10 protein-coding genes and 2 pseudogenes are annotated in these 12,844 nt (G+C 70.1%); 7 read left to right on the plus strand and 5 right to left on the minus strand.

Annotated elements, in window-relative coordinates; translation table 11 throughout:
- Positions 1-8: 8 nt before the first annotated feature.
- Entirely contained in the window at positions 9-947 is a 939-nt protein-coding gene (locus OG943_RS10700) for an amidohydrolase family protein (RefSeq protein WP_328609570.1), read from the plus strand.
- On the opposite strand, the pseudogene OG943_RS10705 reads toward OG943_RS10700, so the two are convergent.
- The 5 genes and pseudogenes from OG943_RS10705 to OG943_RS10725 form a co-directional block, all read right to left on the minus strand.
- A pseudogene (locus OG943_RS10705) lies at positions 944-1,647 on the minus strand (integrase core domain-containing protein). The gene OG943_RS10700 and the pseudogene OG943_RS10705 overlap by 4 nt on opposite strands.
- 166 nt (positions 1,648-1,813) lie before the next feature.
- Complete coding sequence (locus tag OG943_RS10710; protein WP_328609571.1) at positions 1,814-3,175, minus strand: MFS transporter; 1,362 nt, start codon at positions 3,173-3,175, stop codon at positions 1,814-1,816.
- A gap of 313 nt (positions 3,176-3,488) precedes the next feature.
- Positions 3,489-4,199, minus strand: coding sequence for a GntR family transcriptional regulator (locus OG943_RS10715; protein ID WP_328609572.1), 711 nt, complete (start codon positions 4,197-4,199; stop codon positions 3,489-3,491).
- A 46-nt stretch (positions 4,200-4,245) separates the two neighbouring features.
- Positions 4,246-4,626 carry a hypothetical protein gene (locus OG943_RS10720; RefSeq protein WP_328609573.1) on the minus strand — a complete coding sequence of 127 codons (381 nt, stop codon included), beginning with the start codon at positions 4,624-4,626 and terminating at the stop codon, positions 4,246-4,248.
- 1 nt (position 4,627) lies between these two features.
- Positions 4,628-5,158, minus strand: a complete 531-nt coding sequence (locus tag OG943_RS10725; RefSeq protein WP_328609574.1) for a hypothetical protein — start codon at positions 5,156-5,158, stop codon at positions 4,628-4,630.
- Between OG943_RS10725 and OG943_RS48315 the strand changes: the two are divergent.
- The 6 genes and pseudogenes from OG943_RS48315 to OG943_RS10750 form a co-directional block, all read left to right on the plus strand.
- Positions 5,151-5,435 (plus strand): annotated as a pseudogene (locus OG943_RS48315) (AMP-binding protein); the annotation flags it as partial. The gene OG943_RS10725 and the pseudogene OG943_RS48315 overlap by 8 nt on opposite strands.
- Positions 5,436-5,550: 115 nt before the next feature.
- Positions 5,551-5,796: an AMP-binding enzyme gene (locus OG943_RS10730; protein ID WP_328609575.1), complete on the plus strand. Its 246-nt coding sequence runs from the start codon at positions 5,551-5,553 to the stop codon at positions 5,794-5,796.
- A gap of 822 nt (positions 5,797-6,618) precedes the next feature.
- Entirely contained in the window at positions 6,619-7,248 is a 630-nt protein-coding gene (locus OG943_RS10735) for a DUF4360 domain-containing protein (protein WP_328609576.1), read from the plus strand.
- Positions 7,249-7,934: 686 nt separating this feature from the next.
- Positions 7,935-8,228, plus strand: coding sequence for a hypothetical protein (locus OG943_RS10740; RefSeq protein WP_328609577.1), 294 nt, complete (start codon positions 7,935-7,937; stop codon positions 8,226-8,228).
- Between the two features lie 284 nt (positions 8,229-8,512).
- Positions 8,513-9,553 carry an amidohydrolase family protein gene (locus tag OG943_RS10745; RefSeq protein ID WP_328609578.1) on the plus strand — a complete coding sequence of 347 codons (1,041 nt, stop codon included), beginning with the start codon at positions 8,513-8,515 and terminating at the stop codon, positions 9,551-9,553.
- Between the two features lie 40 nt (positions 9,554-9,593).
- Positions 9,594-12,842 (plus strand): AfsR/SARP family transcriptional regulator, encoded by a 3,249-nt coding sequence (locus OG943_RS10750; protein ID WP_328609579.1) that lies wholly within the window; start codon positions 9,594-9,596, stop codon positions 12,840-12,842.
- The last annotated feature ends 2 nt before the right edge of the window (positions 12,843-12,844 follow it).

The following is a 12,844-nucleotide window of genomic DNA, read 5'->3' on the forward strand; positions in this document are numbered from 1 at the left end:
GGACGCTGATGACCGAGCTCGGACCGGGCCGCATCGACACCCACACCCACGTGGTGCCGCCGTTCTACGCGGACTGGCTGGGCTCCCTGCCGGGGTATGCCGGCCCCCGGGTCGGCTGGAGTCCGGATGCCGCCCTCGACAGCTTCGATCGCCTGGGCGTCGCAGCGGGCATTCTGTCGATCTCCAGTCCAGGCGTGCGGTTCGGCCTTGCCGAGTCGATCAGTACTACCCGGGCACTCGCCAGGCGGGTCAACGACTACTGCGCCGACGTGGTGCGCGACCACCCGCGGCGGTTCGGCTTCTTCGCCACCCTGGTCCTGCCCGACCTGGACGGAGCGCTGTCCGAAGCTCGATATGCCCTTGACGTCTTGGGGGCCGACGGCGTCGTCCTACCGGCGAACGTCGACGGCGTCTACCTCGGCACACCGGGCTGGGACCCGCTGCTCGAGTTTCTCGATGAGCGCAATGTTGTGGTCTTCGTGCACCCCACCGCGCTGGCCGGCCCGCCGGCTTCGGGGCTTTCCCCCGCGGTGGTCGACTTCCTGGCCGACACCACCAGGGCCGCGGCCACCCTCGTCGCCCACGACTGCCTCGACCGTTACCCGTCGATCCGGTTCATCCTCGCGCACGGCGGCGGCTATCTGCCCTACGCCGCCACCCGCGTCGCCGCGATGCTCTCGCGCGAGCGCGACGAGGACATGGTCCTCGACCGGCTACGCCGGTTCTACCTCGACACCGCACTGGTCGGAGGGCCCTACGCGCTCCCTTCTCTGCTTGCCTTCGCCGATCCGCAGCGGCTGACGTTCGGCTCGGACTGGCCGTACGAGTTCCGCCCTCATCAGTCCCGCGACTTCACCGCGCGATTGGACGCCTTTCCCATGGCCGACGAGCTGCGCGCGGCGATCGATCGGCGCAACGCCGAAGTCCTTCTTCCACGGCTGGCCTAGGTGTGATGTCCGGGGAGGTTGGTCAGCCGGGTGATGGGTGGCTGGCCTCCGATGGCGTTGTGGGCTCGGTGGTGGTTGTAGGCGTGCAGCCAGCCGGGGAGTGTGGCTCGTCGAGCGGTTTCTGATGGGTAGTGGTGGGCGTAGGCCCGGCCATCGGCCAGGGTGCGGTGGAAGCGCTCGATCTTGCCGTTGGTGTGGGGTCGGTGGTGGCGGTCTCGTCGGCGCTGTCCGGTGGGCGGTGACGCGGCGGTTCTGGGTGCCGTTGCGGCGGCCAGCGAACCGGTGTCCTCCGCCATCGGGGATGTTGCCGAACTTGGTGACATCGACGTGGATCAGCGGTCCGGGGGTGGGGGTGTTCGTAGCGGCGTAACGGTTCCCCGGTCACCCGGTCGATGCGGGACAGGCGGTTGATCCGGCACCGGGCCGGGACCGCATGGACTGTGGAGGCGGGTATACCCAGCCGGCCAGCGATCTGGACCGGGCCCAGTCGTAGTCGCCACCGCAACCGCACGATCTGCCGCATCACCGCGGCTGTGGTCTTGGCCGGGCTGTGGTGCGGGCGCGAGGACCGGTCGAGCATCCCGGCCTTGTCCTCGGTGCGGTATCGGCCGGCCCATGTGCGGGCGGTTCGCGGCGACACCATGAACATTGCTGCTGCCGATGCGCAGCTCCAACCACGGTCAACGATCAAACAGGCCAGCCGTAGCCGGGTCCGTGGGGTGAGCGTGGCGTTAGGGTGGGAGACGAAGGCCTCCGGTTGGTGAAGCGGTTCCTCAACAGCTCCACGTCACAACCAGAGGCCTTCACCTGTCTGCACGACAAGCCGTCACATCCTCAACCCGGTACAACCTCCCTGGACATCACACCTAGGCCGTGTGCCGTGGATCTCGGATCACCGACTGCGTGCTCTGCGGTGACGCCCCGGTCTCCTGGGCGGCGAGTTCGGCGAGCTTCTCCGCAGCCGCCAGTTCGTCCTGGGCAGCGGCCGCGTCGAACCCGCTCACCGCGGGATAGCGGTATGGCCCGAGAAACAGTGCGCTCAGGGCGCACAGCACCAGCGCGCTGCCGAGATAGGGCAGTGTGCTCCGGTAATCGCCGGTCGCCTGGTAGCCGAGGCTGACGAGCAGCGGCCCGAAAGCGGTCGACAACAACACGGCGCACTGGATGAGACCGAGCAGCGTTCCGAAACGACGCATTCCGAGGTATCGGCTGATCAAGTAGGACAGCAGATCGATCTCCACGCCGAAGGCCACACCGACCAGCGCGATGGCGGCGGCCGCGGACGGGAAACTGGGGCGTAACAAGAAGATCCCGGCCACCGGGCACAACAGCACCCCCGCGGTGACGAACCGAGCCGGTACACGGTCGAGGAGCACGCCGCCGACGATCCGGCCGGCGAGCGAGGCGACACCGTAGACCGTGAGCAGCAACCCGGCCTGGGCGGCGGGAAGGCCTTCGTCGGTCATCATCGGCACGACGTTGACCTGGATCCCGATCACCGCGATGCCGGCCAGACAGAGGATGCCGCCGATCATCCACAGGTGCCGTCCGGCCAAGGCCTGCCGGACGGTGAGGCCGGGCAGGTCGAGCCGCACCGCCCGTTCCTCGTTGACCGCCGTCGTCACCAGGCGCCCCCGCACGCTTCGCTCAGCTCTGACCCGGACGAGGGCGAGGACCATCGACACCGACACGACGACGGCGATCAACGCCATCCAGCCGTAGGACGCCTGCCACCCCAGGCTCGCGATCAGCGTGCGCACGAGCAGCGGGCTCAAGGTGGCGCCGAGCGCGCCGAGTGCGGCCATCACACCGAGCGCGAGCCCCCGCCGGTTGTCGAACCAGCTGAGCACGGCCTTGGAGAACGGCAGGAACGTGCCTCCGCCGGCCAGCCCGGCAAGCAGGAACGGTAGGTAGAAGACTGGCAGGGCCCGTGGTGTGACGCCGATGAGGGCGACCGCTGCGCAGTACACGAACCAGGACGGGATCATCACGACCTTGAGTGCGTACCGGTCCAGAAGCCAGCCGGCCAGCGGGGTTCCGGCGGCGAAGCCGACCCCGGTGACGGTGAACGCGACCGTAACGGTCGCCCGGCTCCAGCCGGTTTCGGCGGCGATCGGCAGGACGAACAGGCCGAAGGTGCTCAGGATCAGGGGGCCGAGGCCGACAGACTGGGCGAGGCCCGAGCCGACAACGACCGACCAGGGATTTCGGCGGGGATGGAGTGTCATCTGCGCTCCTCATCGAGCACGGAAGGGGCTTAGGGGCAAGTGTGAAATCGAATCAGCGAATCGGCTACTGTCGCTGATTCCGCTGGAGCGGCAACCGGGAGCGCGAAGAAACGGCATCCCGGGCTCGGTGAAAAGGCCCGCGCAGGGCGAAGTCGTGGTCCGTCTTCGTCATGCGCTGGGGGCGGAGAAGGGACCGGCGTTCACGCGACGGTCCACAGTGGTCAGGTAGTCGAGTCAGCGGTGGGTGTGCGCCTGTTCTGTGGGGCTCCGATTGTTGACGGTCAATTCTGCCTCCTGTTCGAGGTGTGCTCGTTTACGGTCGGGGGAGCCAGGCCGGGACGGCGTTGTTCGGTTCGTCGGTGGCGACGCTGATCAGCAGTTGGGCCGTGTGGGCGAGGTGATCGCGCAGCAGTCGCGCCGCACTGTCTGCGTCGCGGGCCACGGCGGCGTCCAACAACGCGCGGTGTTCACCGGCGAGATCGCGGTCAGGTTCGCGGCCGAACGAGACCGACCACTGCAGGTAGAGCTCGGCCTCCTCGCGCAGCCCGACGGCCGAGGCCAGCAGCCGGCGGTTACGGCACCCGCCCAGCAGTGCACCGTGGAACGCGGCGTGCGCGACGGACCACGCGTCCGTCGGATGGCCGGTATCGTCCGGCGCCACGAACGGGGTGCGTTCGAGGATGTGGTGGGCGGCCACCGCTGCGGCTTCCCAGGCCATGTCGCCATCACGCACCGACAATCGCAGCACCAGGGATTCGATCTCCAAACGGGCGTAGGTGAGGTCCGCGAGGTCCTCATGGGACAGTGGTGTGACGCTGAAACCCTGGTGGGACTGGGTCTTTACGAAGCCATCGGCGACCAGTCGGGTCAACGCCTCCCGCGCCGCGCCGACGCTCGTCTCGTAGCGCCGGGAGAGCTCCGGGAACTTCAGCCGCTCCCCGGGAACGAGCCGGCCGCCGAGGATGTCGCGTCGCAGCCGTTGGTACACACCGTCCGCGCGGGTCGAGCCATCGGTCCCAGTCATGGAGGCCATTCTAACAAGGTTCGACTGCCAGAGACAGATTCGAATCTCAATTGACATATCGAATGTATCCGCGTAGGCAGGAGTCACCTCCGACGAAGAGGATGAGATGGACATGCACGTCACCCGGCTGCTCGACGCGGCGCCGAAGGGCTCGGCGGTCTATCAGGCGATCCAGGTCGCGTTGGACGGGACGCCGGAGGAGGAGCGGGAGTTCCTGGACTTCGGGCATGCGCTCGCCGTCGCCCGGGACGAGGAGCTGCTCTCGGTGCGGGCGTTGGCCCAGCAGGCCCAGCAGGCTCAGCAGGCCCAGTGGGCGCGGCGTCAGGCCGCCGAGCAAACGCAGGCGGCCAGGGACGCCTCCGCTCTCGCGGTCAAGCTCGCCGACGCCGCCGCCCGTGTCGCGGATCTGGCAGGCGGGGCCGCGCAAGCTACCCAGCGAGCCGTGGCGTCTTCCCGTGCCGCGGCGGCGGTCTCCTCCCGCGCGGCCGGGCAGGCCGCACGCGCTGCGTCGTTGGCATCGAGGGACGCGGGCAAGGCTCGTCACGGCCACCCAGACGACGGCGCTGCTGGCCAAGGGGCTCGGCGCGTTCGAGCTGGCGTGGATCGCGGCGGACCGCGGGCACGACGCGGCGATCAGGCCCGGCGAACCCGGATGGATCGCGCTGGCAGAGTTCGCGCGCACGCAAGCGCTGTCCGGGCTCGGCGCCCACAACCGCGCCGGGAAACTGGCGGAACGAGCGCTCGAAATTGTCCCGGCCGACGCTATCGACGTGCGCGGTGCGCTGACCCTGACGACCGGCTACACGGAATCCGTGCTCAGCGGCGATTCCAGCGCCGCGCTTGAGGAGGCTGCTGGTCTGGCCCAGTACGTCGAGTTCGGGAACAAGAACTTCCTGGTGTTCGGCCCAGTCAACGTCTTGCTCTGGCAGATCTCGGTGGAGCTTGAGAACGGTGATCACGGCCGAGCTGACGATCGACTCGCGCCGTACGACGTTCCTGACGACCAGGTATGCCGCGTCGCCACGATGGGAATCCGCCGACCTGTCTTCCCTGCGCAGTCTGATGTGCGCCGGTGCACCAGTTCCGCAGGACCTGATTTACACGTATCGGCGACGCGGTCTGGTCTTCTTCCAGGGCTACGGCTTGACGGAGACAGCACCGGGGAGCACCTTTCTCGAGGCGGCCGAAAGCAGCAGCCACGTCGGCTCGGCCGGCGCCCCGGTGTTCTTCACCGACGTCCGGATCGTACCGCTCGACCGCCCCGGTGCGGGCGAGACCTTCGTCAAGGACCCGCCTTCACCCCGGGCTACTGGCCGACGGGTATTTCCGCATCGTTGGGCGGTTCAAGGACATGTTCATTTCCGGTGGAGAGAACGGCTACCCGGCCGAGGTCGAGGACGCGCTCTTCGCGCACCGGGTGGTCGAAGGGGCGGCGATCGATGTCCCGGACAAGAAATGGGGCGAGGTCGGACACGCTTTCGTCGTGCGGTCACCTGGCGACGTAGTGGTCGCCGACGAGCTGCGCGAGTTTCCCCGCCCCGGTTGGCCAAATACAAAATGCCGGCCCGCTTCACTTTCGCCGAAGCGCTACCCCTGACCGGCTCCGGCAAGATCCGCGAAGCCGACCTGCGGTCGTCGGCCGGCGGAGCCCGACGACACGAGCCCGACCGACTGGCGCTCAGCGGCTTCCCGCACCCGAGCAACATGCTCCGCTCGATGAGCCACTCCCTCCCAGCGGGCATCGTGAGCAACCCCGCCTACTTCACCGCGTTCGGGAACATCGCCATGCGGCGTTCCGAATCCGGCGACCTGACCGGAACCGGCGGTTCGCGACCGACATCGACGGCGCCGGCCTGGGCGACATCACCAAGCCGATCCAGTGGGACCGCGCCTACGCCGAGAGCCGGCGCGTGCTGCAGCGCCTGGTCGACCTCGAAAGGCCGATCGTTTCCGCCGTCAACGGACCGGCTTCAGTGCACAGCGAGTACCTACGGTTCGGCGACGTCGTGGCCGCCGCCGAGCGCGGACGACGTCACCGCCCGGCCCACTGCACTCCCGGTCCGGCCGCGGCGGCGCCCGACTCGACCGCGCAATAGCCCCCGCCGACCGAACCGTTGCGCCGGGCTGCCGCGCTCGAGCCGCGGTGGATCGCCGCCGGATCGCCCTGATTACTCTGATTGCCAGGGGCATTTCTGCCGAATGGTCCAGACCAGCCCGGGGGATTGGTTCGAAGTCGCGGTGTTCTGTATCATCTATGTTGAAATATCAATTGTCGAAATCTCTTCATTAAAGATTGCGTAAAATATCGTTGTGATCGTCTAAGTAATGATGTTGCTCCATTCAGTGGGCTTCGGCAGCTAGCGCTTGCGCTATTCTGTCGAGGCCCTGATTCGTATCGGTAGTAAGGGGAAGGAACCCCATGCTTACCACGATGACCGTAGCACTCTTGGCGCTTTCCTCGGTCGCCGCCCCGCATTCGTGGCCGATTAATCCCCCGCCGGACAAGATCATCATCGACGTCGCGACCGTGAACGGGACCGGTTGTCCGCCGAACTCGGCCGCGGTCGCAGTGTCCCCCGACAACACTGCTTTTACTATCACCTACAGTCAATACACCGCGCAGGTCGGCGTGGGCGCACACCCGACAGACTTCCGCAAGAATTGCCAGATCGACCTTCGCGTGCACGTGCCACAGGGTTTCACCTATGGAATCGCTGCTGCGGACTACCGCGGCTTCGCACATGTCGAAGCCGGCGCAAGCGGCCTGGAGCGAGCGAACTACTATTTCCAGGGAAACTCGCCGACCCAGTACGAGAGTCATCCGATCAGCGGGTTCTTCGATGACGACTGGCAGTTCTCGGATTCGACGGACGTCAGCGCGATCGTCTACAAGCCGTGTGGCGAGGAGCGCAACCTCAACGTCAACACGGAATTGCGGGCGTATGCCGGTACCTCCGACCCGGCGAGCACGACGAGTTTCGTGACGATGGACTCGACGGACGGCAGCGTCAAGACCATTTACCACTTCGCCTGGAAGACCTGTCCGTAACAGCGCGCGACCCGGACCCGCGAGTGCTCCGCCCTTCCGGCACTCGCGGGTCCGTCTGTGTGTCCCAGGCCGGACCTCAGCCTTACTGCTGCCCGAGAGGTTGTGCGCGCAGCAGCCGCCGCGCGCAGACTGCCGGCCAACGAGGACGCCATGCTCTGCCACGGCGACGGAGCCGCTTGGTGACCGGCTGCGCGGCAACGTCGGCAGACTTCGTTCGCACGTCGACACGCACGACCACAGCCGCATTCCCTTGGCGGAGGAACCCGGCTGGCCCTTCTGCCGACGAACGCGACCGCATCCGTGCCGCGAGGAACCGTATCCTGAACGACGTCTCGGAGTGTTCCAACGGGGCGTTGACCATCGTCGCCTCGTGCTGGAGGCCGAGGTCCCTCCCATCGCTTTGATCCAGAGTCCGCGAAGACGGCGGAGGAACCAGCGAGCTCGCGTCCCGGCTGCGCGCCGATGTTCCCGCCCTCGTCCGGGTGGTCAATGAGCTCACTCTGGCGATTCATGACCTTCACGAGGCGCTGGGCGGCGCAGGCGCCGCTCGGCGACCTGCTCACCTTCCGGCCGGCGGGTTCGTCGGACGCCGTTGCGAATAGTTCAAGCTCAGTGAATGGAGGGAGCTGCCGCTGCACGGTGGTCTGTCCCGATCCGACGAACGCCTTGTCGATCATGTTGGTGACGTGGGCGATGATCGTGTCGGCGTCGGGGGAGCGGTCGTCGCGAACGGCTATGGCGAGACCTCTGCCGGTGCCGGCAAGGCCTGGCTCGCCGCGATCCCGGCGGCGATGTCCGCGGCGGGCTGCGCGGCCGGCTCGCAGATCATCAGCCAGCGCAGTGATCGGCGGCAGCCCTTCCTGGCGCGCGAAGAAGGCCGAGACCCCGCTGCACCCAGGCCGCAGTTCCCTTGTCGTCGACCACGGGCGGCCTTTTCGAGGCCGATGGGCGCTCGCGCGCGGCCGGACGGCGGCGGGTGACGACGGGAGGCTCCCCGCCGCGTCGTCGCCCGCCGCTGCGCCGCACCACCGGGGCGAGCGGACCGCCTGACCGTGGCCGTCGCGGGTACGGCACGACCCCCAAGACGCGCCGTACCCGCTGAGGCGAATTCCGAGCACCTCGCGAGTGGTACAGACAGGTCTATCCGGAGCCGATGACAGCTCGATGACAGCTGCCTGCCGGTGGGCGAAAGCGGCTCGGGACCGCGGCCTCCTTCGGGTAAGGTCCGGCCAAGCGGAAGTGCACGGACGTGAGGTGGTCGGCTGTGGTTTTCGGAGTCCGGGGGACCACCCTGCCGGACCGCGAGGTGCGGACCTTCGTGGTCGACGGCGACCGGTTGCGGGAGGGGCCCTGCGAGGACCTGCTCTCTGACGGCGGCTGGATCCTGCCCGGCCTCGTGGACATGCACACGCATCCGGGCTCGGACGGGCCGTCGGACCCGTTCGAGGACGAGAAGCTGCGCCGCCACCTCGAACTGCACCGGGACGCGGGTGTGCTGCTGGTGCGGATACCGGGCTCCACGGTCCGGATCCCGGACTGGGCCGGCGCGGACCCCGCGCTGCCGCGGATCCACTCGGCCGGGCGGTGGCTGGCCCCGCCCGGCTGCTTCTACCCGGGTTACGGGCGGGAGATCAGCGAGGACGAGCTGGCCGTCGCCGCGGTCGAGGAGGCCAAGGCGGCCGGGGGCTGGTGCAAGATCATCGGCGACTGGGAGCCCGGCGAGCCCTCGGTCCCGCTCGAGGTGCTCACCGCGGCCGTGGCGGCGGTGCACGACATCGGCGCCCGGGTGGCGGTGCACTGCCAGACCGCGGAGGGCGGCCGCAACGCCGTGTTCGCCGGCGCCGACAGCATCGAGCACGGCATGCACTTCGACGTGACCCTGCTGGACCGGATGGCGGCCCAGGGCACTGCGCTGGTCCCCACCTTCACCACTTTCGCCGACATCGCCGCCCGGGCCCGCGAACGGGAGCCGAGCCCGCTGCGGGACTGGCTGCTCGCGGGCTGGGAGGGTATGCCGGCCGTTGTCCGGGCGGCCCACGAAGCGGGCGTCACGGTGCTCGCCGGGACCGACTGCGCGCCCTACGGCAACATCACCACGGAGATCGGCTGGCTGCTGCGGGCCGGGCTGCCGCCGGAGGCCGCGGTCGGCGCCGCGTCCTGGACCGCGCGCGAGTGGCTGGGCGAGCCGGGCCTCACCGACGGCGCCCCGGCCGACCTCGTGGTCTACGCGGAGGACCCCACCGTGGCCCCGGAGGTCCTGACCGACCCGAAGCGGATCATCCTCTGTGGACGGGTGGTGCGCTGATCACCCGGCACTACCGGCCCGACCAGGGGGGAGTGGGTACTTGACCGAAGGCCAGGCTCCCGAATTCGGCGTCCTCGGGCCGTTGTCCGCGGTCGCCGGGGGCCGTCCTGTCCAGCTCGGCTCGGCCAAGACCCGCATCACGCTCGCGAGCCTGCTGCTGAGGGCGAACCACGTGGTCTCGGTCGAGGAGCTGATCGACCGGCTGTGGAACGGCGAGCCCCCGAAGGGCGCCCGGAACGCGGCGCAGGCCTACGTGATGCGGCTGCGCAACGTGCTGGGCGAGGCCGGTGGCCTGATTCGCACGCAGCCCGCCGGTTACCTCCTCGCGGCCACGCCGGGGATGCTGGACCTCGGCCGGTTCCACACCCGGGTAGCCGCGGCGGCGCGGGCCCGCGCCGCCGCCGACCCCGCCGGGGAGGCCCGCGAGCTGCGAGCCGCGCTGGCGCTCTGGCGGGGCGTCCCGCTGGCCGACGTGCCGTCCGAGGTGATCCAGGCCCAGGAGGTCACGCGGCTGGCCGAGGAACGGCTGAAGTCCTGGGAACGACTGGTCGACGTCGAGCTGGAGCTGGGCCGGCACACCGAGCTGATCGGCGAGCTCTACACGCTCACCGAGGAAAACCCGCTGCGCGAACGCTTCTGGGGCCAGCTGATGCTGGCCCTGTACCGGTCGGGCCGGCCGGGCGACGCACTCGGCGTGTACCGCAAGGTCACCGCGCTGCTGCGGGACGAGCTGGGGATCGATCCCGGCGAGCCGCTGCGGCAGCTGCACCAGCGGATCCTGCTCAGCGACCGGGCCCCGGCCGCCCCCGCGCCGGCCGCCGCCTGGACCGCGCCGTTCCAGCTCCCGGCCGACGTCGCCGACTTCGTCGGCCGGGATGGCCTGCTGGACCGGATCCGTGAGCTGGTCGTCCGGCCGGCCGGGAACCGGCTGGCGGTGCCGATCGTGCTGCTCGCGGGCCCGCCCGGCATCGGCAAGACCGCGCTGGGGGTGCACGCCGGGCACGGGTTGCGGGCCGAGTTCCCCGACGGCGTCCTGCACGTCAACCTGCGGGGTTACGCCACCAGCCCGCCGCTGGCCGCGACCGACGCGCTGGCCCGGTTCCTCCGCGCGCTCGGCGTCGTCCCGGACCGCATCCCGCACGAGGTCGACGAGCAGAGCACCCTGCTGCGTTCCCTGCTGAGCGGCCGGCGCGTGCTGATGGTCCTGGACAACGCGGCGAGCCCGGAGCACGTCCGGCCCCTGCTGCCCTCGGACCCGTCCTGCGCGGTGCTGATCACCAGCCGGGACGAACTCCGGGGGCTCGTCGCGCTCGACGGCGCCCGGCGCCTGCCGGTCGGGGTCGTCTCGGCGGCGGAGGGCCGGGCGATGGTCGCCAACATCGTGGGCGCCGAGCGCGTCGCGGCGGAACCGGTGGCGGCCGACGCGCTCGGCGCGGCCTGCGGCTACCTCCCGCTCGGGCTGCGGATCGCCTCGACGAACCTGGCGGACTCGGCGAGCCGATCCATCGCGGAGTACGTCGAACGCCTGCGCCCGGGCGCCAAGCTCGACGCGATGGAGATCGAGGGCGACGAGCAGGCCGCCGTGCGGCTCGCGTTCGACCTGTCCTACAGCACGGTGAAGCCCGCGCTGTCCCAGTTCTTCCGGATGGTGGGCGGCATCCCCGGCCCGGACTTCGACCATCTGGCCGCGGCCGCGGTGGCGGAGAAGGACCCGGACGAGGCCCAGCGCATGCTCGACCGGCTCGCGACCACGAACCTGATCGGCACCGCCGGCCCCGGGCGGTTCCACTTCCACGACCTGATCAAGGAGTTCGCTGCGGAGCGGGCCCGCGAACAGGACCCGGCCCGGGACCGCGAGGCCGCACTGACCCGGCTGTTCGCCTGGTACCGGCAGCGGACCTACGCCGCGTGCCGGCTGCTCTATCCCGACGCTCACCTGCTCGGGTCCGCGGAGCCGGAGGGCCCGCCGTGGCCGGATTCCGCGACCGCGCTGGAGTGGCTGGAGACCGAGGCGGAGAACCTGGTCGCGCTCGTGTGCGCGCAACCGGCCGGGGCGCCGGTCTGGGAACTCGCCTACGCCCTGCTGTCCTACCTTCAGCGGGGCCGGCAGGATTCGCTCTGGCAGTCCGCCTTCACCGGCGGGCTGGCCGCGGCCGAACGCGCCGGTGACCGGCTCGGGCAGGCCGCCGTCCATCGGGCGATCGGCCGCATGTGGTTCCACCACGCCGATTACGCCGAAGCCGAAGCGCACATGAAGGCGGCCGCCCGGCTGTTCCGGGGGGCCGGCGACCCGGTGGGTGAGGCCCGGGCGCACACCGGGCTCGGCTCGATCTACGGCGAACTGGGCCGGCTCGACGAATCGATGGCCTACATGGAACAGGCGCTGCGGCTGGGCGGGGACACCGCGGGCCGCAGCATCACCCTGTTCAACGTCGGCATGACGCAGATCCACCTCGGCCGCGTCGCCGAGGCGTCGGCGAGCCTGGACCAGGCGCGAGAGCTGGCCCGGCAGCAGGGCCTGAGACACCTGGAGCTCCGCTGCGTCGGCGCGTTCGGCTTCCGCGACCTGTGGGCGGGCCGGTTGGGGGACGCGCTGCTCACCCTGGGCGAGGCGCTCGACGGGTGGACGGAGCTGCAGTTCTCCGCGGGCGTCACCGAGATCGTGCGCAACGTCGGCACGGTCTGCCTGGAGGCCGGGCGCCTGGACCTCGCCCGTGACCTCGGCACCCGCACCCTGACCTGGGCGCTGGCGGCCAACACCACCTGGCTGGCCACCGGTTCGCACGTGCTGCTCGGCCACGTGGCATTGGCCGAAAACGGGATCGATCCGGCCATGCGGCACTTCGCCCAGGCCCGGACGCTGGCGCGGAGCGGCGGGGCGGGCTACTGGGTGGCCGCGATCAACCGCGGCCTGGCCGCCGGCCACCGCCGGTCCGGGGAACTGGACGAGGCCGCCGGGCTGGCGGCCGAGGGCCTGTCCGAAGCGCTGCCCCGCGATCGTGTCCGGGCGCACCTCGAACTGTCCGCCGTCCGGCTGGCGCAAGGCGACCCGCGGGACGCGATCACGCAGGCCCGCCTCGCCGACGCGCTCGCGGAGGACTACGACTACCGGATCGACCGCGTCCGCGCGCAGCAGGCTGCCGCCACGGCCCATCGGGCGGTGGGTGACTCCGCCACGGCGGGGGAGCTGGAGGAGCGGGCCGCCGCGGTCGCCGCCGCGGTCACCGCCGAGACGGAGCCGGTGCTGCCCGGCATCGTGGCCAGGGTCCCGCCGCTGGACCGCGACTGACG

The sequence above is a fragment of the Amycolatopsis sp. NBC_00345 genome (assembly GCF_036116635.1).
Lineage (GTDB): Bacteria > Actinomycetota > Actinomycetes > Mycobacteriales > Pseudonocardiaceae > Amycolatopsis.

Bases quoted from the DNA above. Each gene is read 5' to 3' on its own strand.
- OG943_RS10700 (WP_328609570.1), top strand. From the start codon at position 9: ATGACCGAGCTCGGACCGGGCCGCATCGACACCCACACCCACGTGGTG.
- OG943_RS10710 (WP_328609571.1), bottom strand. From the start codon at position 3,175: ATGACACTCCATCCCCGCCGAAATCCCTGGTCGGTCGTTGTCGGCTCG.
- OG943_RS10715 (WP_328609572.1), bottom strand. From the start codon at position 4,199: ATGACTGGGACCGATGGCTCGACCCGCGCGGACGGTGTGTACCAACGG.
- OG943_RS10730 (WP_328609575.1), top strand. From the start codon at position 5,551: ATGTTCATTTCCGGTGGAGAGAACGGCTACCCGGCCGAGGTCGAGGAC.
- OG943_RS10735 (WP_328609576.1), top strand. From the start codon at position 6,619: ATGCTTACCACGATGACCGTAGCACTCTTGGCGCTTTCCTCGGTCGCC.